Here is a 22497-nt window from a genome sequence, read left to right as displayed (position 1 = left end):
GAATAAAAGGTTCTGGGCATTCAGCTCAGTCACAACCTCCCCAAGCATTGGCCTCTTTGCTCGAAATGGATTCAAAACCGTAAGGTCCATCTCCTTCGAGTTCGGAGTGCAGCGGAATTCGTGTTTTGAAAAATCATCCAACCAAAACTCTGCCCACGCAACTTCTAAATCGTTTGGTGCGGATTTGACGCCAATCTCCAAGTTGCGAAATTTTGACACAAACGAGAATTCGCCGCGTGTGTTGAACCCTCCCCAGTAGGTGGGAGGGCCTACCAAATCTCCTATCACCGACAATTTTGCCCCGATACTGAACGGTCCTATTGTGCCTGTGCGGGCAATGTCTAAAAGGGAGACCGTTCGCACCTCTCGATTGCGCAGTGTACTAGAACTCATTTCTCGTTCGAACCTTGATTTTTGTCTGTTGCATTGTCAGAGTCTCGAGTAGACACATCATCATTCTTCTTAGTTTCCTTCTCTATCAGCTCAGACAGTCTCTTTTCCAACAGCTTCTTTATTTTCTCCAGTTCGGCTTTCTTTCCCATTCTCTCATTGCCTGGAAAGCTCAACACGTGATCAACAGATTTCAGCATCTTTTCCAAGTTTCGAGGATCTCGCAGTCCGGCTTCAACTATTCTCTCAGCTTGTTTGAATATTCTATCGGACGGTTTTCCACTGCCTGGCGCTGGGCGAAGGACAGATTCCTCGTTCTTACCAGCTGTGATGCCGACTTTTGGACGCCAGGGTAAGTCGCGCAAGCAGCGGCGCACGACGCGGCAGATGCACACCGATCTTGTTTCCCTGGGCTACGTGGGCTCCTACGGCCGGGTGGCGGCGTTCGCGCGCGCCTGGAAGGCGGAGCGCCAGCAGGATACCCAGCAGATCGATGCCATCAAAGGTATAGGTCCACGTCCTCGTCGTATCGGGAGAGGCTGTGGCGGTGATGAGGCCCTTGGCGTTCCTCGTGTAGGTGAGATCGAGGAGGGTCGCCGTAGACTTCTGGGTGAGCACCCTTGAGAGGAAGCCGCGGCTGTCGAGATAGCTGTAGCTGCTGGTGGTGCCATCGTCATAGGTGATGGCTGTGACCTGGCCTCGGGCGCTGTAGAGTCTCGAGGCGATGAAGTTGGAGGGCTCGGTCGGAGACGGTGAGTTGGCGTGCTGGAAGAGCGCCTCGAATGTTTGACAGCCGCACGAAATGGCGGCGACGACTATTGATATATATCAACGTCGACGCGAGAAAAATTTGCCTCGTGGGCATATTTAATCAGTTCTTTGGGCAGTCTGACAAGCGGATACCGGTCGCATTCTCGTACGATAACAGTTAGTTCAACCTGTGCGTATTCTGAGATATATCTAAATATTTCCTCTTTACCAGACAATCTGTTGCCTAGCTCCTTCCAGTGAGCCTCTACCGAAATAAGCACTTCAGGCCAATTCAGCGGTGGTGCCGAATAAATTCTCCAAGCATTATGAACAGGGGCCCTCGGCTTATTGCCTTTTACTCCCTTTCTGGAAACAGTCGTGGGGGCAACTCCGAGAAGGCTCGTAATCTCGTCAGGATCCCACGCAAAATCTACAATATCGATCACTATTTCTACCAGATATTCCGACATTGATCGATCTCACGGACACTTTACTACTAATTCCATTCTGGCTGTGCCCCTTCGTGGCCGAGCATACAAGTTTCCTTCTTAAACTTCACATATCTCGGTATCTTTTCCATAACCATAGCCATCTTTCATATCATGTACATCCCTGTAACCGTTCTTCTTCGCCGCCTGATCGAGTCTCTTGGAATCAACTCTCTTGAAATCTCTTGCGTCAGTATCGGTCTTTTTTTGCTGCTGTTGCTAGGCTTGTCATCCGAATCACCCGAGATGGACAGCCCTCTGAACTATCTGCCATTTGCCGCGATTGGTCTAAACAGCCCGACGCTTAATCTGTTCGGCAGCTGACTCCGCCAGTATCGGATCAAGATCATTTACCAATTCGCTCAGTGCAGCATCAGCCTCTGTGCCCGTGATGCTACCAAGTGCCCAAATTGCCTTGACGGCTAACGCTCGGCTTTCATCAAAATCAAGATAATCGGGTATCCACTTTGTGAGGACACGCAGCGCTTCTATCGACTTCGGTGATTTAGACTCACTAAGTGCCTCCACAACATCCTCATGCCTAAAGTGCCAAGGCGCGGACGCAAGTTCCAGCAACATATCAAGATGATCATCCGTAAAGCCGAAAACGAACCCCACAATCAAGGCGCATTCCACATCCTCAGGAACTTGGGATTTAATCGCTTCGGCCAAAAGTTCACCACAGAGCTTTTGTCCATCGGTAGAGCCGCGAAAGCGGGTCAAGAAATCGTCCTTCGACAGCTCCCGGGCAGCCAAGGCCAACACCAATTCGCGTTCTTTCGCCGTCATTTTGAGACCCTCTTGAAGTTCAGAATGTTGCCATTGAACGTTTCCAAACCCGCACCTAGGCCAATCGCTCCATTCGCCCATTCGAGAAGTAGCCGATGCATTTGTCGATAAGTTCGCCCTGCACGCGCGATGCAAGGACAAGTCCCTCTTCGTCCAATGACGCCACCACGTTTGCGGGAAACCCAGTAAAATGGGCATGCTCATACTTTCGCTGCCAATTGGCTATATCCGCAACCAGTTGCGCTGACAGCCCTATGTCATCCAGCGCGACATACCCGCCCGCGTCCGCGTCACGTACGCCGGTGCCCGATAGCATGCCATCGATCAGTAAGTCGGTCATCATGGGTGAAAGCTAGCGCCTCGTCCGCGTTGCACGCAACACCCTCCCTCGATTTTGAGTTTACGGCTTTCTCCGGACTAAGCTTCATTGAAGGTTCATCCGGTAGAACGCTTCACTTAAATTTGAAGCGGTCGAGACGAAATAGTCAAGGGATGACCCGACGCTAAACGATGAAGGCATCATTCAACCTCTCACCTTGGACACAAAACGTCCAAAACCGTGGAATTGACATACATGCCGCCCGGAACTCCAGGCTTTCCTGCTCCTGCAGGAACCCATTCGGCATGATGTTGGAGGAATAGCTAGGCACCTGACTAGTCCTCCGGGTCTATCTCACTTGACCGTAGGGCGCGGTTTACTTTCTCCATCCAATGCGTCACACCCTCGCTTTGATAGTGCCTCCAATCAGCCATATGTTCTGCGAAGGTGGCCATGGCCTCCTCTGGACTCATAAAACATTCGTCAAAATCGAGACGGTCCTTGAAGAACATGTAACAAGCGGGGTCATCTTCGAAGAATACGAACCCACCAGATCTTTCTGGCAGTAGAAGAACAAACTCTGTCGAAAACGTTTTTTCATTCAGTTCGTCAAGTACATCATAGCTGAAGCGCGACAGCCCGAAACAATAGTAGGATTTCGAACCAACGATAGGCATCACGAATATGCGGGAGCCAGACGAATTGATCTTGTCCTCTACCAGCTGCCGGAGCGATGACTGGGAAGAGTAAACGAAGTTACGGTAGTGGACGGTGTAAGTGCCCAACAAAGCGCACCTGTAGAAGGACGGCCTAAGAAACATATTGTATTTGGGAAAGCCAGATTCTGCATGCTGAAGGTATGACAGTGCCCTGCTTGCACATTCGATTGCTTCTTCATTGCTACATTGAGTGGTTCCGGGTGGAACTTCCGACTGTCCTAACTTCAAAGGGGGAGGCATTTTATTGCCTCGTAGGGTGAGATCATCTGTCACTGTCGCTCAGTCTCTTATCACTGTCACGATCGCTCCGTTGCGTTGAAGAACCCTGCTTCTGTTTCTCTGTCTCCTCCCTTTGTACATCATTATTTTTTTTCTTAGAGAAGCGATTCTTAACTTTCGTTCCGTCGGGATCGATCACATCTATCGTAGGTTTACCAGTCTTGTTCGATGAGCCAGGCCGTACCGTTATGCTAGTTCCGTCCGGCAGCGTGATTACTTCTCCCTTTCCCCCTTGACGTTCTAGCGGGCGCTCCGAGCAATGAAATTCGCGAGAAAAGGTACCAAGGGCGCTTAAATCAATTAAGATCGCAAATTGAAAGACAGAAGAGAGGTATAGTGAAACGCAAGGCAGAACTCAAAAACGCAGGAAAGAGCGGGAGAGTGATAAAAATGAGCGAGAAAAGAGGGGAGAAGAAGATCAGAGCAGGACAGAAAAGCAGGAGAGCCCAGGAAACGGTGATGACAAAGACCACCTCTAAGGATGAGAAAATCACAGTCTCTCTTGAACAAATTCTGACGGCGATTAAGTTGATCTTTGCTCGAGCACAAGTGAACGGACTGAGCGAAGTGTCACTAGGTCATGACTGGTATTGGCACCTAGATCCAGATAAGGCGTTTGAACTGTCAGAGCCTCCACCTGAAATGACAATAGGCGATCTCTATGATGACGCGGAGGTAGTGAGAGACATCGATGATATTCAGGATGGACTGATCGGCCTTCACCTTATGCACATCGCTTCTCTCCTTGACTTCATTGGTTCGGAGTATCCATCGCTGACTCCTTACCCACGTCCCCGTTCATCTGTAACGGAAACATAGCTAACGCGCTGGACGTCCATCTCCGTTACCCAGAACGGCAATACCGCAAGCTTCGACTATGGCCCCGACGGCGAGCGCACCGCGAAGAGCTTCCTGGGCCAAACCCGCTACTTCTTAGGCGCCGATGCCGAAGTCGCCTTCGATTCCGCAACCCCTCAGGGGCTCGTGACCTCCTATCTCCATGCCGACGTGAAGCGCGAGGGCACCGCCACCGACTTCCTCCTCAAGGACCACCTCGCGTCGAACCGCCTCTCGATCCGCATGGGCTGAGCCACCACCAAAGCCGACTACGCTCCTTACGGCCAGCCGCACACTTCCCCCCTAACATCCTCCTAGAGATGTTCCCGCAAGAGCGGGTTGGCTTGGTATAATGGCGCAACAACCCTGGATTGAGCATCAAGGACGAGCATGTCGTGAGCATGGTGAAGCCCACCATGCACACGGACTTGGGGCGGCAGTGTCCAACTCTGCCCGGCAAGCGTCTTTAACTCGGATTCTAGGGTGGCGGAAATTCGGATGGATAAACCATCATAGGTTTGCTCCGGAAGACTTGTATGCAGATGAGGAGATTCAGGACTTACCAGAGAAAAGCCGCATCCGAACTTAGGTACGAGGAAGTGCTCTGATTGAAGGTCCGGCTTCGCGTAGTATCGCCACAACTCCCTTGGCACAACCACGCAAAGCGCGTTTGACCAGTACGGCTCCGACTCAACGGTCGAAAGATACTCGACATAAAAGCTCCTGCCCTGCAGATACACCCCCTTAAAGGCATCATTTTGAGGTTCTGAAAAGACCCGCCCGACTCCTTTGAGTTTCCAGTTCTCTTCAACGAAAGCTAGGAAAGCGTTGTTGAAGTAAACAGGAAACATGATGTGGTCGACTTGCAACTGCATTTTTTGTTTCACTCCAGTGGAAGGACCTTCGGTTTCTGCGACATTCAACGAGAGCCTCCAATAAAGATGGCCCCCGCAAGGCAAGGAAGGCAGAAAGTTGCCTTCGTACCCACGATTTAAATCGGGAGGCAGTCTTTTGCGAACGGTCTCAATGCTTATACCGTTCGGATGACCATCGATATCCCGAAACGTTCGGTGATCCGGAACATAGGGCGGGCGCGTACCAGAATGCGGTGGAACATGTTCGCGCTTGATGGTTCACGCCAGACGCATATGACCTGATGGGGAGTACGTTTCATTTTACCTAGGCTGTGCCCATATCGTTTTTCGATAGTAGGTAATCGCGGCTTCCAGAAGTTTTGGTAGGTCGGTCTCGTCCATCCTAAAGAAACTTTCTCCGAGTCGCGGTCCACTTAACGTTATCGTATAGCTGGTACCCTCGTCACGAAGTCCATCTATCTTGAAGATGGCGCTGACTCCATCCCGTCCAATCATATCTAGTGAGGCCAATAGATCAGCGATTTCGCGCCAAGCATTAATCCCTTCTTCGCTGAGATGCCCCTCTGCTATGAGTTCGCTCGTCAACTTACGCATTTCTATACCTCATCGCGCGAGAGTCCTTGTGATGTCCGCGACATCTCAAATGTCGCCCCTTGCGACACTATCAATCGCAGACCTGATCCTGGCGGGATCTGCGGTTGGGCCGAGGATCCTTTGAGAAACCGCTAGAGCCGTACGTTTATTAGCGTCATCAAACATGTGGCGTCCAGCAATGTCCCGTATGTCCTCCCAGACGCCGTGCTTCAGCGCCAGGTCCCCGTCTTCGCGCCCGCCTCCTGCTCCCGCAGGACACCGATGATTTGTTCTTCCGTGAATCACTTCCTCTTCATCGTCCGTCTTCTTTTTTTCTGGCCGGACTCTAAATCTATCTGGAGGAAGTTTTCAGGGGCAGGTCAGCCTCGTCGGGTGGCGGCGGAATTCCCCGCGTTCTTTTGGTAGGCGGCACAGGTATTTCACGTAGAGGTCAGATTTCAACGTCGCTGTGAACGCCTTTCCCCGAGCCAGGAATTCGTAACGTCGAATTACACGGAATTGCAACAATCCAAAGCTCGGATAATCCTAACCAGTACAATTCAATTCTCTACACTTCTCCTCACTCCTGGAAGCCCCATCTTCCTCCGGAACTCAACTTCCTCAGAGATGTTGACTGGCAGGAACAAGTTCGAGACTCCGCGGCTGTGCATCCCTGCAATGCTCTTCATGCCCTCTGTGGGCGGCAAGGAACACACAACCTCTATGGACAGGACCGCATCGGATAGACCGGGATAGACATCCGAAAATTGACCAGATCGTACAAACAGCACATAGGGTGAAAGCTTCTTCTTAAACGCGCGTTCACGTTCAGAGCCATCTGTGATTTCACCGTTATCGTATATTATTAACATCGAACGACCTGGTTCACCTGGCAACATTGATACAAGGTCGATGGCGGCGGAATTACTAAGACTCATGCAGGTCCTCTTAATTGGGAGCGGTTTGCCATTCCTTGCCTGCATGAATCATCTCTCTCACTTCATTGATTCTCAGCAGCATCCCATGATCATTATCGATTAATGTCTCTGCCGTCGTCGGCATTAGCTCGACCGCCAAGTTTGCTGAAAACGAGTTACTGTACGGCATCTGGGCAAATATGGGCTCAGGAACAACCCGGGTGATCTGGTCTCGCTCAGATTCCGAGAAGTCCGCCTCAAGCTCGGCGTCAACGTCTATTGCAAACCACCCCCATTCACCTTCAACTACAAGCCTTTTGGGGGATTGTATGCTCGTTCTTCCTTGAGCACTATACACAGTGGCCATGTAGTTCAGATTCGGTTGACCATTGAATATTATTATAATGGATTTCATGGCTTAACCACATCAATGAGAAATCCTTTGTACAGTAGCTGGTCAAGATCGTCATCGCTCAGAGTCATTTCAGAACCAATTGAGTTTTCTTATCGGGTACAAAGTTCGCGAAGTATGCTCTATTCATAATCGTAGGCGTTCATGATCCGCCCGCCCATGCGTTCTGCCAGCGGCGAGAGTTCGCGTAAAATCGCGGCGTGTTGTTCTTGGGGAAAGACCAAGCTTGCTGGCGCAGGAAAGCGTGTCAAAAAGGCAATCCGATCACGGGTCGGTGGATGGGTGGTATCTACCCTCGCGTACTCTCGGGTCATCTGTCGCCTCAGCCGCTCGTGCTCGCTCTGCGGCAAATGGTCGACAACCGTGCGGAACGTCGTCAGCAAGGATTTTCCGACGTTGTCTCCGCCGTAATATGCCTTGTCACAAGCCCTCTTCAGGTACTGGCCGTAACCCAACTTGTAGAGTGCCGAAACGGCACTTTCGGTGCCCGCCACCGTCGCCTCGCGGAAGTCGGCAAGAAACTCGGCGCGCTGCTGACTCCGATACATGAGCAGCCTCAGCGCAAATTCGACGGCCTGAATTGCCCTTCCCAACAGAATGAAGGGTATGCCGCCAATCAGGGTCCAGAATGGCACCTCCTCCCAGTCGGTGTTCATCATTTTCCTCCATATGCGGAGCGCGTAGAGAGCTGAACTTGGGAAAAACCTGCGTGCCGGATCCCCGTTGTGCAGATGTGAAAGCTCATGGGCAATGAGGGATACCTGTTCCTGAGGGGACAGGACGAACCAAAGAGGTAGTCCGATCCCGAGGCACGGCTCTCGCCGAATTCCGGCCTGGAATACGAAGGCATTGAAGTCATCGGTAATGACTACGTTTCGGATACGGGGAATATTCAATCTGTCAGCGACGTCGTCGACAAGACTGTTGAGGGCGGGGAAGGCGCTCAGAGGCTGCACCGACCTAGGCATCTTCAGTATCCTCGGTCGCACGATGGCAGCTAGGAGTATCATCAGCACGGCTATGACTGCCACCGAATGTTCTCGCCAGTGGGTAAGGCCCAGGTAGAGTCCTCCCCCGAAAAGAGCGAAGGCAATGAGAAAGATGATGGCCGAGATGACATTCGCGAGAATGTCTGAGAGGTTTTGCCTTGCGTGAGCAGATGCCGGGTCCTTCTCGACGAGCATATCCTTAAGCAGTTCGGAACCTGCCCTCCGGCTGAACTCCTCGAACCGACGCTCCCAATACGACGTCCCAGGCGGGAGTTCGGATGGCGAGACGTTCCACTCGCATTTTGAGCACCATGGAGAGAAATCAACCTCCAGATGAATCGTCTCACCGCATTCTGGGCACTTGCTAGTCAACTATCCCATACCTGAGTTATCTGAAGTCAGCATATTGGAGTGACGCCTTCTTCTGCAATATGTCAGAGAATACTACGTAAAGAAGTGGGGTTGTATTACGATTGCGGGGAGCGCTCGATGAAGCTGGTGACTGACATAATCGTGTGCGTGGCATTGAGCTGCGTCCTCGTTGTGGGAACTCCCGGCGTCAGCCTAGGTGACACACCCCAATCTGCTTCATCTCTGCTCGCGAGAGGTGACGCAGCAATGTCGGCGGGCAATTACGCGGACGCCGTTGTCGCCTTCGGTGAGGTGGTCGATAGCGCCACCGGCAAGGACAGTAAATCTCTGGCTCTCGAGGGACGTGCAGAGGCATTGAAGAATCTGAGACGATATGACCAAGCGATGAGCGATCTCTCGGCGGCCCTCGCGCTGTGGAACGGCGATGAATGCGGAGATAATGTTTGGCGCGCCGAAATTCTCAATCTTAGAGCAAGAGTGTTTGTGCGAGCCGAAAGCGATGACTTAGCACTCGCCGAATACGCAGCAGCGTTGGATGCCCTGAAGATGTTGCGTTGGAGGCAATGTGACACGAGATCGAAGGGCGCTTCAGAGTCGCTCTATGTGTCGATCTATCAAGGCCGTGGTCGGACCTATAGGATCCTGAAGAATGAGCCGGCGGCAATGAGCGATATCCTGTCAGCGCTTTCCCATGACAAAAACAATGTACCTGTCCTAATGGATCTGGGCGATCTTCAGGTAACGCAGGGGCACTGCAGCGATGCCATCGACACCTATACACGGGTGCTTTCCAGTGACTCCAATCATACCGAGGCTCTGTTGAGACGCGCGGAATGTTGGTCTGATTTGAAGCAGTTCGAATCCGCGCTGTCTGACAGCAAACAGTTAATGCAAGCTGAACCGAACAATCCATTCAACTACATATTCAGAGCCTCTGTTTTCAAGTCTATGCACGAATACGCCCACGCCGACGACGATGCGAGTAGAGCTATTGAACTTCGCTCTGACCTCGATAATTTTTATTCTTTACTCTGCGAAATTCGTGCTCAGCAAAGGCGATTCACGGAAGCTGGTGAAGACTGCGACCGCGCGATTGCGCTCGATCCGAGATACGCCGGTGGCTACAGTACGCGAGGTAAATTGTTCCGGATGCAGGGCCGAATGAAGGAAGCGCTCACTGATTTTACCGCAGCTATAGCTCTCGAACGAGGCACTCTCCATACTGCTCAGCTCGAACGAGCATTCGCATATGCGCAGATGGACAACGTAGAGGCAGCCCTCGCAGACCTTAATGCTGTCTACGATCAACATTCTGATCGCCACAAAGTTGTATTCTTCCGAGGTTGGCTATTCTTGCAGATCGGAGACGCCAAGCGTGCACTGGTCGACTTCGCCCGAGCGAGATCTCTCGAACCCGACGATCCTTACGTCTATCTTTGGGAAGATATCGCAGTCGGTCCAGATATACAGGCCGCGCACTCGGCGGATGGCCTTGCCAGGATTGATGCTGCAAAGTGGCCGGCTCCGATTCTCCAACTCTATGCCGGCTCACTCTCCCCATCTGCAGTATTCCAAGCGGCTCGGGACACCGATCCAGACGTTCAACAAGTCCAACTGTGCGAGGCCAATTTCTACGTCGCAGCTTGGTTACTTCAGCGCACTCGATCACCGGAGGCTCCTCGCTCATTGAAGTTAGCCGTTGAGAACTGTCCCGTGACATATTTGGAGAGTGTGGCCGCCAAATTGCTCAGCCGGACACACGGCGCGAGAATAGATCGATGACCGCTGCTTCATAGCGCCAAAACTTCGAGAAGATGTCGACCACCTTGAGGATTCTGATCTTCTTGCCCATCGCCAGCTGGTCATGAACAAAGTCCATGGCGCAGGTCTGGTTCGGCTGCAGGGCTGGCCGAGAAAGCTCTTGACGGTGCGCTCACTGTCGGGACCATAGTCGAAGCTGGCGGTATTGCCGTTCTGGGTGACGGAGATGGGCCGAGACAGCTAGGCCACTTTCAAGTCTCACTTATATGGCTTGGGGCCGCGTTCCGGAACAACGTCGAAGCAAATCGACTTGCCGGTGTCAGGATCGCGCCAGACGGGGCGAACTAGACCGCCATATCCAAAATGTGCCTCGAGAACGTAACATCCATCCTTTGAGTATAGCTTAATGTCGTCGTCTAGCATCCCCGCTATGTTAATGACTGCATTTGTCTCTTTCACGATTCCGGCTCTCGGCTTCGCATCTTTGAATATCTGCACTACATAACCGTGAGAGCTGATCGTATCCAGCTGCCCGAGTTCAACATGGAAACCGCTTTTTGCGTCCCAGATTGTTGTTATAGGGAAATAATCTCCCTCAGCTGTTTGGAGATCACATCCCGACAGCGCAAGCACAAGAGGAATACACTTCCAACGCACATTCACTTGAGATCTATGCCTTCGTTGTATGCTCGAATGCCAATACTGACATATCCATTGTCTATTGATCTTTTTTATGTCCCAAGGGCCTCCAGTAACCCTTCCCTTAGAGGCATACATAGATTTGAACTCTTGCGACCTAACCGATAGAGACGGGATGAACCCACCGTACGCTCAAATTGCGTCACCTTCAGAACTGATCTGAGATGCCTTCATCTTCGCCGTCTCTACTGAAAATTCACTCGGAGTCGGCTTGCCCATGATCGAGAGTGCTGCTCGGATTTGATCTTTGGTCCAACTCTCAGGAGCCTTTGGGTCATAAATCTTCATGTTGTCGTCGTCGAGCTTGCATAGTCTGTTGCTCGAACGTGGCTCTGTGAATTCAGGCCTTCGAATTGCGCTATGGCATCAAGGCCAGATTGCCTTGGGGAGGGGCAGCGTCATGCGCTGCATAAACGAGATCTGGATTGGTCGACCAGAGACCTTACGGCCGGCTAAAGACCAACACAGTTGCAAGCTTTAATCCCTTCCATGAGTGTTGGATCTTCACCGAGAGTTGCTTCGGTTTCACTGAGTTGCTCATGTTATGAAAGACTGATCAAATCCAGAACGGGGCATTCATGGTCCCGGTAATAAAAATGTAAGCGGCCACAATTCAGCACAGCGGCGGTCTCATCCATTACCTGCTCCTCGAACGACGTCGTGAACTGAATTTCCCTTTGCACAAAGAAGCGCTTTGCGGACTCGAATTCGTTTCCGCCTTGCGGAAGATTATTTCTCAGGCGCAACGAACCACCGGCATACTTGTCAAGGAACCGAACGACATTACCCTTGAACGTCGAGATACTCAATTCGGCGTAACGAACACGAGGCATATCAAATTCAGTTTCAAAATGGACCTCTATACCACCAAAAGAGGCATAAAAGTTCAGCTTCTCCTCCAGGCCAAATCCCCAATATCGCGGCGCATGCAACAACGGCCCTATATCGCGCAGGGACGCCCCGATCGCGATTGGGCCAAATGATTGGCTTCTGGCTAAATCGTCAAGGCCAATCACTACCGGCTTTCGGATAGGCATGTGGGTTCGTCCCTAAAGAGGATGATTTGACATACTTGCAGAACGTTAATTATCTGTTTGTTTTCCTTGGTCTTTCTTTTGGTTTTCACTATTCTTCTTATCCTCCTTAACTCTCTTCTCAACTGCGTTTTTTAGCTTCTCGAGTTCACGCTTTCTGTTCGAAGAAATAGCATTCTTCCGGCCAGCGAGATCAGCAGGCTCCTCCTCCTCGCTTTCCTCGCGCCCGATATAGTCGAAGCGATTATGGCCGGTCGGCAGCCACCTGAATTGACGGCCATGCGGATCGAGAGGCGGTTCGACGCGAGGTGGTCCTTGAGGAGGAAGTCGGTGGCGATGCCCTCGCGCTTCACGTCCGGGTAGAGGTATGAGGTCAGGAGCCCCTGGGGTGTTGCGGCATCGAAGGCGACGTCGGCATCGGCGCCCAAGAAGTAGCGGGTTTGGCCGAGGAAGCTCTTGGCGGTGCGCTCACTGTCGGGACCATAATCGCAACAATCGCTGCCCGGATCTATCACGCGAGCCTACCGCACATTGCGGGTACCCAGCGGTCAACGAAGCGCTACATGAACATGTGGCCGGTGTTCGAGGGCGAGCAAACCCAAGCCCAGCAGCAAAGTGTGACGTTGGTGTCCCAAACTCCAGAGTATACTCAGTTAATGGCATGAGGGAGGCGTAGATCGCCCAAACCCCATATCGCCTTCCATCGTCAAACAGATGCACCAAGTGAAGTCTGAGCCAATGAAATAGTGGTGTTGGGGAATGCCCAAGAGTCCAGGAAGAACTCGCCGGATCGCGTCAACTTGGCCCTCAACTGCGATATCTGTTGCGCTGTCACCGACATAGAGTACAGGGCCGCTGATCTGAAACCTTTCACACACTTCGTCGAAGAACTCGATCAACCGCTGAAGTTGCAGCGATTCGTCAGTCTCTACCCACTCAATAGACCCCGGAACTCGTTTCCAATCAATCTTAGAACCAATTGAAGGGAATATCTTTGAGAGTTGATGGAAGATGGGGCCAGATTCGCCAACTTCATGGACTTGTCCGCCCTTCAACTCTACTTCTAGCGCCTGTCGGAGATCATCGTCGTACGAACTCACGGTCTTTCCTTTTCGAACTGCTTTACGATTTGATTGACCATCGACTGACTCCCTTCAAAACTGAAAGTCTGTTTCTCCTTGCCTGACCACGCATTGATGTGAGCACCATGCCGCTCATCGAACTCAACACGGAAGCCAGACTTACCACTCGCCGACTTCATGCCAATTGGCCTGCCGGCATTTTCACCGAACTTTCCTATAGTAGCTTGTTCAGCATTAGAGCCCCGTCCTTCAAGCCATTTAATTGTCTCACTCAACGCTCCAGTGAAGTCCTTAAAAGCGACGCCTGCCTCCTCGATCGCAATGGACGCCGCTTTTCCTGCTACCTTGGCACTTGGTCCTCCGAGGATGGCTGCTGCGCCAATTGCTGACCCGGCTACGACTTTCAAGCTGTACCAGCCCGCCCCTGATTGCTGAAACTCCTGCCTTCTCTTAGCGATATCAATAGTGTCTTGGAGCAGCATGATATCTTCATATCCACCGATACCGCCAATCCCAGTGGGGTGGCCTGAAACATCGTTGCCACTGCGTGCTGCTTTTGATTTACCCTGGGGATCCTGCGGATCAGTCTTCTTCTCGTCCTTTTCCTTGCTTGAGGAACTGGTGCTCTCCTGCTTACTGCCGCTTACACCATTGATATCGTCTGGCCTGGCCGTAGGGTGCGTCGTCGGCTTTGGTGGTGGCACCGCCCATGCGGATCGAGAGCCGGTTCGAGGCGAGGTGGTCCTTGAGGAGGAAGTCGGTGGCGGTGCCCTCGCGCTTCACGTCCGGGTAGATGTATGAGGTCAAGAGCCCCCGGGGCATTGCGGCATCGAAGGCGACCTCGGCGTTGGAGCCCAAGAAGTAGCGGGTCTGGCCCAGGAAGCTCTTGGCGGTGCGCTCGCCGTCGGGACCATAGTCGAAGCTTGCAGTATTGCCGTACTGGGTGACCGAGACGGGGCGGTTCTCGACGTCATAGGCGAGGGTCCGGGCGGCGATGGGACCGGCGCTGCCGTCGGGGTTATAGGACAGGGTGTTGCCTTTGGCGTCATAGATGACGGGGGCGCCAACAAATCAGCGACTCGCCTTTGGGACAGAAATCAGCGGAGTTTGTTTATTTCGGATAGAATACGGCCTGCCGTATTCTGGATTTCTTTCCATTCAGCAGAGTCAAGTACGGCTTCCAATCCAACTTTCTCCTCCAAAGTGAGACTTCGACTCAGCTTTTTGCCGAGTTTTCTAAGCTCATTATCGATGTCAGGGGAAAAGACGACCTGCTGTTTTTCCAACGCCCAATCCAGATTGGAATCATCGAATAGACCCGCAGTGGCCTCCGTCATGCTCGACATTTCCGTCTTGCTATAACCGAGCCATACGCGCCGCTGAAATGCGTCATCAGCAAGTTCAAGAAGAGAACTCTCGAGGATTGGGAATATTATTTTATCAGAACTCCAAGTCATTGTTGGTATCCCCTATATTGATCAAGTGGGGCGTGTCCGCTCGCATTGTGTTTCGGGACGACGTTACTCTGGTTATCACGATACGGACCATTTCGTACGTCTCTAACGTATGGGCCTTGGGAATGTGGATATTGGCTATTTGGCTTGCCCTGTTCAACCCGGACGTGATTGCCGGGATTCTTTGGGTCTTGGAATTTGATACCGCCTTTTGATCTGGACGGTCCGATGCGCCAATTCTCTGGGATTCCTTCGGGCCGAACGCGGGTGCCAGGCTTTGGGTTTATGCCCCTTCCGACCAGGCCCGCTCCCGCATCTTGCGTTGGCACCGTAGACCCTTTTGGCCCACGCTTAAAGCCGCCCGAGGCCAACATCTTGTCGCACATAACGGCTTCGTCGGCGGTCATCAGCTCCGCCTTGACGAGTGCTCGAATGTCGGCGGGTCCGGGAGTTCCGGCAGCCATGTTCCGGTGTGCCCGCTCTAGTTCGTCCTCTTCGCCGATGTTGTCCCGCACGTCCCCTGCCATCTTCTTGCAGCCTGGGGAACTGGAACTGGATGGAGGGTCCCGAGGCACGAATGCATCCGAACAAGGCAATCGTCGCTGTTGCGGCCAAGATCGCCCGCATTGCCTGGGAGATCATTACGAAACCGGGCGCCCTCTACGAGAGGAAGGACCAGCGCTTCGCATACCCTCGCGCTTCACGTCGGCATGGAGATAGGAAGTCAAGATGCTGCGCGTGTGGCACACTATCCGTTTCGAAAGAGTAATGTGAGAATGAATTATTCTATCCAAACGAATTCATTTGGGTAACCAACCCAAGTAAATCAGGACTAGGCGGCAGAGCCCTGTTTGGCAAGGCCGCCGAATCGGTATTCTTCAGCTCGAAGCGACAGAAATTAATTCCTTCTGTCTGACTTGCCACTGAACTTTCATCCAGCAGCTTTTAGAGTCTTGGCAAGTTGTGAGTAGGAGGCGGCGTATGGACGTTCAAAATAGATCAAAGGTGCTCGCCCAGATCACAAAGGAAGTAGCCCGTCCAATTGCCGGCCATCCGCTTGTTCTTCAGAGGACCTTCCGACCAGTATTTTTAGCTATGGGCACAATCCTGCCCGTTGGTGCAGAGATCGTCGCACTGGACGAGGGAGGCTGTCGGTCACTTTTGCAGATCCCCTACAACCCGATTGAGGAATCTTAGCATTTCCATCGAATCGAGAAATCGGCACCGACGGCCTTTTACTGGCATAACAAGCCTCTGGCCATCGTTCAAAGTAAGTAATAGCGCTTCGCTTTCTTTACCAATTGGCACCTCAATCTTCGTCAGTTCAGCAAATCGGACCTTGACTAGATTGTCATCTGCTTTCCATGAAATTCCATTGCAATATACTTTGACTACTTCCCCAGTCGGACCGGGATTATGATAACTTCCGATCGCTTGGCCAAGGTGTTCATTGACACCTTCGGAGTTCTCGTCTTTCTCTTGGGACTTCCGATAGTTGGCCATTGCTCCGAGGATTCTATGTGCTCTACTTACTACATTCATTGTTTCGCCTTAGCGGAATTGTAATAGTATCTGTAGGTCCTTGTGACGTGAGACCGCATCGCTGCTGCAGCGCGTTATATAGCCTGTCGTTGGCAATAGTACCTTCGATACGTAGACTTGTTGCTCCCTGCGCTCTGGCGGACTTCTCCATATTGCGCATAATCTGCAGAGGATTTGAAATTTTACCCTCAATCATGTCGACGCGTAGGCCACTTTCAAGTCTCACCTATATGGCTTGGGGCCGCGTTCCGGAACAACGTCGAAGCAAATCGACTTGCCGGTGTCAGGATCGCGCCAGACGGGGCGAACTAGACCGCCATATCCAAAATGTGCCTCGAGAACGTAACATCCATCCTTTGAGTATAGCTTAATGTCGTCGTCTAGCATCCCCGCTATGTTAATGACTGCATTTGTCTCTTTCACGATTCCGGCTCTCGGCTTCGCATCTTTGAATATCTGCACTACATAACCGTGAGAGCTGATCGTATCCAGCTGCCCGAGTTCAACATGGAAACCGCATTTTGCGTCCCAGATTGTTGTTATAGGGAAATAATCTCCCTCAGCTGTTTGGAGATCACATCCCGACAGCGCAAGCACAAGAGGAATACACTTCCAACGCACATTCACTTGAGATCTATGCCTTCGTTGTATGCTCGAATGCCAATACTGACATATCCATTGTCTATTGATCTTTTTTATGTCCCAAGCGTCTCAAGCGGTGCGACGAGCTGCCGCTCGACTGGTGTCAACAGCGCAAGGTCCTCGGCTTCCCGGCGTTGGCACATCGCTAAGTCGGTGGCGGTGCCCTCGCGCTTCACGTCCGACGTCGGCATCGGCGCCCAAGAAGTAGCGGGTTTGGCCGAGGAAGCTCTTGGCGGTGCGCTCACTGTCGGGGCCATAGTCGAAGCTGGCCGCGTTGCCGTTCTGGGAGACGGAGAGATGGGGCGGTTCTCCCGGTGAGCCCCCTGGAGAGGAAGACGCGGCTGTCGAGAAGCTGTAGCTGCTGGTGGTGCCATCACCATAGGTGATGACTGTGGCCTGGCCTCGGGCGTTGTAGAGGCTCGAGGCGATGAAGCTCGAGGGCTCGGTCGGAGACGGTGTGTTGGCATTCTGGAAAGTGGCGAGACGGCCGCCGAGATCATAGAGGAATTGCCAGTCCAGCTGCCATCGGCCATGCGCTTGCGCTTCAGAGAACCATCAGACCAGCACTCGTAGCCCTGGGAATATGGATTTATGTAGCTTGCCGATCAAGATCGGCCATATTTCGCCCCTCAACCAAGCAAGTCATGAACTCCTCATAGGGGATAATCTGATTCGCAATCATTAGATTGAAGGCCAATTCAAATTTCCCAGAATTGGAGTATCCAATATCCAGAATTGGAACGTCGTATTGAAGCAATTCGATCAACGCAAAGTCGCGGTTTATATCGGTTACTTTTCGCCAACGAAGTTTTTGAGTCATCTTGATATTCTCACGGATTCTTCGGGTCACGTTTTGGCACAACGTCGAAGCAGATTGTCTTTCCAGATTCCGGATCTCGCCAAGCAGGAGTGATCAAGCCCCCCGTATTAAAACGAGCATTGAGAACATAACACCCCTCTTGGACGATTAGTCGAATGTTATCGTCCTCTAATTTTGACACGTAAATTACGGCGTTGTAGCTACTTATCACGCCTGCCCGCGATTTGGCGTCGTTGAATACTTGAACGGTATATCCAAGAGAACTCATCGTAGCTACTTCTCCCAGTTCAATGTAGAAACCGCTCTTGGAATCCCATAGGGTCGTTATGGGAAGGTAGTCCGCTTCGTAATTGAACAGATCGCATCCTCCCAATAGTGAGGCAAACATCAACCAGGCCAAGCGCGACAGTCTCAACGGCTGATACCTTCAGTTCAAGCGACCGCCTAAAGTGAAATACCCGTAGTCAGCAGGATCTTCACCATAACACTTGACAGTCATCACTTGTCCCCCCGGCTGCGGACGAGGACTACTGATGATGTTCTAATATCTCGGGCAGCCAGAATGCCGTTCGCCGAGGTCAGGGAGGCGCGGGACCGGTCGGGCGTCATTCCGCGCCACCGAAAATGGATAGAAATTTTCGTCATCGTCACCACCGTTCATCTTCAACCTTTAATTACACTCCCAACGTTTTTCAACCTTAGTGCTAAGGATTGGAGTCAACGGTGTCAGCGCGTGACCGGGCTGCAATTGCTCCGTGAGTCTCGCAATACCGCCAAGTCGAAACTCAGGATGTTCAAGTAACCTAGTTGTATACTGGCCTATCATTCGACAGTACGCCGTAGTTGTATTCGTCAACGGTATAAAATGAACTGCTTTGGCCTGTAGCGGAAAGAGCCGTCTTGAGGTCGTCAGAGATATAAAGGATTGTTGAGGCTTGCCTATCTCGTGCAAGATGAAGGCCCCTAAGACAATCTGGATGTAAGACGATTTTGTTAAGAATGAAGATATGGGTTCCGTGTTCATTCTCGATCATGCTGCCTATCTCAGAATTGTATTTGTCGATGCCAACGACCCTGTCGAAAGGAAGCATGAGATAGAACTCCTCACATACTTCCCCTCTTGCCGTGATGCGAGCGGGAACGAATTGGACCCGCTCGGCGGGAACAAAACTAAGAATTATGTCTCTCCATAGTTCATCCACTACAGCAAACGAACCAAGCACCGGCGGACTGTGTCGTTTTCTAAATTTCTTGAGGGAATACTGCGTTTTGAGGACTGCTTGCGTTTCCGTTGTTAGAGGTTCTTCCGTGAAGTAAGGCAGACCTTTCGTCCCAAGAGGTTCTGGATGAAAGCCGTGGAATTCGGCACGGAATTCATATAGTTCTCTAGGTGAAGCCCAAATCCACACCATTTCACGTACGCCTTCTAACAGTTATCAATCTTGAGTCTACACAAACAAGAAGTTGTTAGCCAGTCGTAGGACCGGGCTTTGGAGTGAAGACGGTCGAAGATTCCGAGGAAGGTTGATCGTTGTGTAGCGGATATTGGACCAGGACGTTCATCTGTTCGGTTGAGCGCAATCTTTACTCATTCGCCTTCTCTTCTCCCCAATATGCTCTAGTCCGCTATTGCATGAAGAGAATTGCCGTTGGCTAGGGCATATTTAATTAGTTCAAGTAGATAATCTAGAAATAGCTGAAGATCTGCCGATATGCCGATAGTACGCAGGAGACCAACTTCTGCCAGCAGGTCATCAAGATACTGGACAGCGATCTCAGCATCCTCGTAGTAATTATCGAGTATCTGAATCTTCAATAGACCGTTCGCCGACCCGGCATCTACCAGCTCTTTGTGGAGCTCGACAGTGAGGGGGACGGTCTTACCCGGTGCTCCATCTTTGCCAATTACGCACAAATCTAGCGGCACGAACCTCTCCTACGGCCTAGCTGCAAATTCTGTTTTCCTACATGTCAGCAGATCGGTCAACTTCCCTTGTAACCGGGCCACAGGTCGCGACGAATTAAGTCCAACATCGCCATTGATGATAGGAGAGCATGCTGCCATACCCCACCACCGTCAGCCGCGGCCGCACCAGCATCGCTGCAGCACAATAGCGGGCAGCTGCCGGCGTCTGGCATCGGTGGCGCCCCCCCTTCACAGTGAAGTCGCTCAGCTTGAACGAGGCGTTCTGAATGCGACTTGAGAAACGGGCTGTTGCACTCTCGGCTTGCCGCATGGGACCGGCGAAACTGTTGACCGCCTTTTGCGCGGCCTGCACCTGGTCGAGGAGCTCTTTCGAGGAGTTGAAAGCGGCGTCGGTCTTGCCGCTGGCGACGATGTCGACTCCGAGACGCTGAGTGGGGGCCATGAGGAGCTCCTGCTGATGGCTGCAGATGACACAACGATGAGTGCCGCCGCTGGGCGCGAATAGTGGGTAATGGTTCCCCGAGGTAAGGGATCACAAATCGGTAAAAACGGACGTGTCGGCGAGTTCCTCCTCTGCACCCCAATCGGGCAATACTGATTCTCCTGCGGCGTTTTTGCTACTTGGGCATTCCGATGATTTAATCGCGTTGTTTTCTTGCGACTTATTGCCAGTGCCACTGTTTCCGACCTTGTGAATGGACCCGTCTTTCGCAAAGCTCGATTATAGTCAGTCGGCGGACCGGAGGACGTCGATCACAAGCCATCGAAACAAGGCATTAGAAATGAAAACTCTCGAAATTAGGTTGACGACCAGCACGCTGGCTGGACACCGCTATGATTTTTTTATCTCAGGCCGACCTCTCCGGCAGCTGCTTCCAAGACCCTTTAGACAGATGGCTCCCAGGTTGGGAGGCGAGTATCAACCCGTTGATAGCGAAACCAGAGATAGGTTGCTTCTGGAATTACCTGGAGACCTGCCTAGCGGCAGAGTTACCTTGTATATTTGTCCAGTCTGCGGAGACTTTGGCTGCGGAGTGATCGGAGCCTTCGTGGTACGCGACGGTCATGCTGTCGCTTGGCGTCAGTTTGCTTACGAAGCTTCCCACCTGCCACCAGTCACAATTGAGAATTTGGGGCCGTTCAGGTTCAATGAGGTCGACTACCGAAAATCCATTTCCACAGCAGTTTTTCCTCCAAGCTCGTAACGGTGTTTAGGACCAATTAGGAATCTGCCCTCTTCTTCCGCATGATGTTCCCACGGTGAAGTTTGAGCTGTGGCCTCAAATATGTTCGTGCTGATAAATCTACTGCCCAACGCATGACAAATGGGAGGTCGGTCGCTTAATCGTTAGCGAACCTGGGACCGCAGCGATGACCAGCATCGGGATAAGAGATGTCGGCAGGCCTACCAGCCCTGCAACCATGCCGATCAATGCAGGGCCCGACGAGTATCGGCATCGTCATAGGCTTAAGCTTCATTCTCATCTGCTTCGAAACTGAAGTCTAGTGCGGAATGCGGATACCTACAGCCCTATGTCATCCAGCGCGACATACCCGCCCGCGTCCGCGTCACGTACGCCGGTGCCCGATAGCATGCCATCGATCAGTAAGTCGGTCATCATGGGTGAAAGCTAGCGCCTCGTCCGCGTTGCACGCAACACCCTCCCTCGATTTTGAGTTTACGGCTTTCTCCGGACTAAGCTTCATTGAAGGTTCATCCGGTAGAACGCTTCACTTAAATTTGAAGCGGTCGAGAGGAAATAGTCAAGGGATGACCCGACGCTAAACCCTCGCATCTGTCGGCAGTATTTCAGCTTGAACAAGGCAGACCATCCACGCGCAGAACTGCTGACACTCTGTGTCCTTCCAAAAGTTCAATCTGGGCACCGCTCTCCAGACAATCATGTGGATCTTCACTGACCAAGAAACAGGCCTTGCCGGTGAGGATGGAGGATCCGTTGGTGGTGAGGGGCTGTCCATAGGGGGCGTAGTCGGCTTTGGTGGTGGCGCCGCCCATGCGGATCGAGAGCCGGTTCGAGGCGAGGTGGTCCTTGAGGAGGAAGTCGGTGGCGGTGCCCTCGCGCTTCACGTCCGGGTAGAGGTATGAGGTCAGGAGCCCCTGGGGTGTTGCGGCATCGAAGGCGACGTCGGCATCGGCGCCCAAGAAGTAGCGGGTTTGGCCGAGGAAGCTCTTGGCGGTGCGCTCACTGTCGGGGCCATAGTCGAAGCTGGCCGCGTTGCCGTTCTGGGAGACGGAGAGATGGGGCGGTTCTCCCCGTCATAGGTGATGGTTCTCGGCTGGATGGCCCCCGCACTGCCATCGGGATCATAGGAGAGCGTGTTGCCATTGGCATCATAGGTGACGGCCGTGCCGCAGATCGAGGTGGGGGCGTGGGGGTGAGCCCCTGCGGCATAGACGAGGTTGGGGTTGGCCGCGCAGAGACCGGAATTATAGGTCATGTTGTCGGCATCGTCGTAGCCGTAGCTGCGGTCGAGGCTGTTATCGGTCTGGTTGTCGGCAAGCGTCAGCCGATCGATGCCATCATAGGTATAGGCCCAGGCCCTCGTCGCATTGGGAGGGGCAATGGCGGTGATGAGGCCCTTGGCGTTCCTCGTGTAGGTGAGATCGAGGAGGGTCGCCGTAGACCTCTGGGTGAGCACCCTGGAGAGGAAGACGCGGCTGTCGAGATAGCTGTAGCTGCTGGTGGTGCCGTCGCCATAGGTGACGGCTGTGGCCTGGCCTCGGGCGTTGTAGAGGCTCGAGGCGATGAAGTTGGACCCAACTAGTTTAGGACTCGACTTGAACTATTTCTAACAACGATCCATC

At 52.4% G+C, this 22497-nt stretch carries 23 protein-coding genes and 1 pseudogene; 2 read left to right on the top strand and 22 right to left on the bottom strand.

Annotation, left to right across the window (positions count from 1 at the left end; all coding sequences use genetic code 11):
• Positions 1-389: 389 nt before the first annotated feature.
• The 5 genes from ACO06F_RS20255 to ACO06F_RS20235 all read right to left on the bottom strand — a co-directional run bounded on the left by ACO06F_RS20255 (position 390) and on the right by ACO06F_RS20235 (position 3413).
• Positions 390-785, bottom strand: a complete 396-nt coding sequence (locus ACO06F_RS20255; RefSeq protein ID WP_421696744.1) for a hypothetical protein — start codon at positions 783-785, stop codon at positions 390-392.
• A gap of 420 nt (positions 786-1205) precedes the next feature.
• Positions 1206-1610: a DUF4279 domain-containing protein gene (locus tag ACO06F_RS20250; RefSeq protein WP_421694510.1), complete on the bottom strand. Its 405-nt coding sequence runs from the start codon at positions 1608-1610 to the stop codon at positions 1206-1208.
• Positions 1611-1916: 306 nt separating this feature from the next.
• Positions 1917-2417, bottom strand: a complete 501-nt coding sequence (locus ACO06F_RS20245; RefSeq protein WP_421694509.1) for a hypothetical protein — start codon at positions 2415-2417, stop codon at positions 1917-1919.
• Positions 2418-2472: 55 nt separating this feature from the next.
• Positions 2473-2760, bottom strand: a complete 288-nt coding sequence (locus ACO06F_RS20240; RefSeq protein WP_421694508.1) for a hypothetical protein — start codon at positions 2758-2760, stop codon at positions 2473-2475.
• A gap of 311 nt (positions 2761-3071) precedes the next feature.
• Complete coding sequence (locus tag ACO06F_RS20235; RefSeq protein WP_421694507.1) at positions 3072-3413, bottom strand: hypothetical protein; 342 nt, start codon at positions 3411-3413, stop codon at positions 3072-3074.
• 657 nt (positions 3414-4070) lie between these two features.
• Here ACO06F_RS20235 and ACO06F_RS20230 point away from each other — a divergent pair.
• Positions 4071-4553: a hypothetical protein gene (locus ACO06F_RS20230; protein ID WP_421694506.1), complete on the top strand. Its 483-nt coding sequence runs from the start codon at positions 4071-4073 to the stop codon at positions 4551-4553.
• 332 nt (positions 4554-4885) lie between these two features.
• Here ACO06F_RS20230 and ACO06F_RS20225 read toward each other — a convergent pair whose 3' ends face one another.
• The 4 genes from ACO06F_RS20225 to ACO06F_RS20210 form a co-directional block, all read right to left on the bottom strand.
• Positions 4886-5494, bottom strand: coding sequence for a hypothetical protein (locus ACO06F_RS20225; RefSeq protein WP_421694505.1), 609 nt, complete (start codon positions 5492-5494; stop codon positions 4886-4888).
• Between the two features lie 1085 nt (positions 5495-6579).
• Positions 6580-7002, bottom strand: coding sequence for a DUF6572 domain-containing protein (locus tag ACO06F_RS20220; protein WP_421694504.1), 423 nt, complete (start codon positions 7000-7002; stop codon positions 6580-6582).
• Positions 6968-7351 (bottom strand): hypothetical protein, encoded by a 384-nt coding sequence (locus tag ACO06F_RS20215; protein WP_421694503.1) that lies wholly within the window; start codon positions 7349-7351, stop codon positions 6968-6970. Before ACO06F_RS20215 ends, ACO06F_RS20220 begins: the two co-directional genes overlap by 35 nt.
• A 119-nt stretch (positions 7352-7470) precedes the next feature.
• Complete coding sequence (locus ACO06F_RS20210; protein ID WP_421694502.1) at positions 7471-8709, bottom strand: M48 family metallopeptidase; 1239 nt, start codon at positions 8707-8709, stop codon at positions 7471-7473.
• Positions 8710-8826: 117 nt separating this feature from the next.
• On the opposite strand from ACO06F_RS20210, the gene ACO06F_RS20205 reads away from it, so the two are divergent.
• The gene (locus ACO06F_RS20205; protein WP_421694501.1) at positions 8827-10491 is read left to right on the top strand and encodes a tetratricopeptide repeat protein; all 1665 of its coding nucleotides are present in this window, start codon (positions 8827-8829) and stop codon (positions 10489-10491) included.
• A 19-nt stretch (positions 10492-10510) separates the two neighbouring features.
• Here the strand turns inward: ACO06F_RS20205 and ACO06F_RS20200 are convergent.
• From ACO06F_RS20200 to ACO06F_RS20140, 13 genes and pseudogenes are all read right to left on the bottom strand, one after another.
• Positions 10511-10621 (bottom strand): annotated as a pseudogene (locus ACO06F_RS20200) (IS3 family transposase); the annotation flags it as partial.
• 680 nt (positions 10622-11301) lie between these two features.
• Entirely contained in the window at positions 11302-11457 is a 156-nt protein-coding gene (locus ACO06F_RS20195) for a hypothetical protein (RefSeq protein ID WP_421694500.1), read from the bottom strand.
• 254 nt (positions 11458-11711) lie between these two features.
• On the bottom strand, positions 11712-12206 hold the full coding sequence (locus tag ACO06F_RS20190; RefSeq protein ID WP_421694499.1) for a hypothetical protein: 495 nt from the start codon (positions 12204-12206) through the stop codon (positions 11712-11714).
• A 131-nt stretch (positions 12207-12337) separates the two neighbouring features.
• Positions 12338-12718, bottom strand: coding sequence for a hypothetical protein (locus ACO06F_RS20185; protein ID WP_421694498.1), 381 nt, complete (start codon positions 12716-12718; stop codon positions 12338-12340).
• Positions 12719-13299: 581 nt separating this feature from the next.
• A complete protein-coding gene (locus ACO06F_RS20180) occupies positions 13300-13767 on the bottom strand; it encodes a hypothetical protein (RefSeq protein ID WP_421694497.1) in 468 nt (155 codons plus the stop codon).
• Between the two features lie 151 nt (positions 13768-13918).
• Positions 13919-14092, bottom strand: a complete 174-nt coding sequence (locus tag ACO06F_RS20175) for a hypothetical protein (RefSeq protein ID WP_421694496.1) — start codon at positions 14090-14092, stop codon at positions 13919-13921.
• 290 nt (positions 14093-14382) lie between these two features.
• Positions 14383-14742 carry a hypothetical protein gene (locus tag ACO06F_RS20170; protein WP_421694495.1) on the bottom strand — a complete coding sequence of 120 codons (360 nt, stop codon included), beginning with the start codon at positions 14740-14742 and terminating at the stop codon, positions 14383-14385.
• A gap of 1152 nt (positions 14743-15894) precedes the next feature.
• Complete coding sequence (locus ACO06F_RS20165) at positions 15895-16242, bottom strand: hypothetical protein (protein WP_421694494.1); 348 nt, start codon at positions 16240-16242, stop codon at positions 15895-15897.
• A 2304-nt stretch (positions 16243-18546) separates the two neighbouring features.
• Positions 18547-19155 carry a hypothetical protein gene (locus ACO06F_RS20160; RefSeq protein WP_421694493.1) on the bottom strand — a complete coding sequence of 203 codons (609 nt, stop codon included), beginning with the start codon at positions 19153-19155 and terminating at the stop codon, positions 18547-18549.
• Between the two features lie 206 nt (positions 19156-19361).
• Entirely contained in the window at positions 19362-19670 is a 309-nt protein-coding gene (locus ACO06F_RS20155) for a hypothetical protein (protein ID WP_421694492.1), read from the bottom strand.
• 94 nt (positions 19671-19764) lie between these two features.
• A complete protein-coding gene (locus ACO06F_RS20150) occupies positions 19765-20112 on the bottom strand; it encodes a hypothetical protein (protein WP_421694491.1) in 348 nt (115 codons plus the stop codon).
• 1368 nt (positions 20113-21480) lie between these two features.
• Positions 21481-21759: a hypothetical protein gene (locus tag ACO06F_RS20145; protein ID WP_421694490.1), complete on the bottom strand. Its 279-nt coding sequence runs from the start codon at positions 21757-21759 to the stop codon at positions 21481-21483.
• 20 nt (positions 21760-21779) lie between these two features.
• Positions 21780-22331, bottom strand: coding sequence for a hypothetical protein (locus tag ACO06F_RS20140; RefSeq protein WP_421694489.1), 552 nt, complete (start codon positions 22329-22331; stop codon positions 21780-21782).
• Positions 22332-22497: the final 166 nt, after the last annotated feature.

The organism is Aestuariivirga sp. (genome assembly GCF_965227715.1).
In the GTDB taxonomy this organism is placed as follows: domain Bacteria; phylum Pseudomonadota; class Alphaproteobacteria; order Rhizobiales; family Aestuariivirgaceae; genus Aestuariivirga.
The sequence above is the reverse complement of the archived record's forward strand: the minus strand, read 5'-3'. Positions and strand labels throughout refer to the sequence as shown.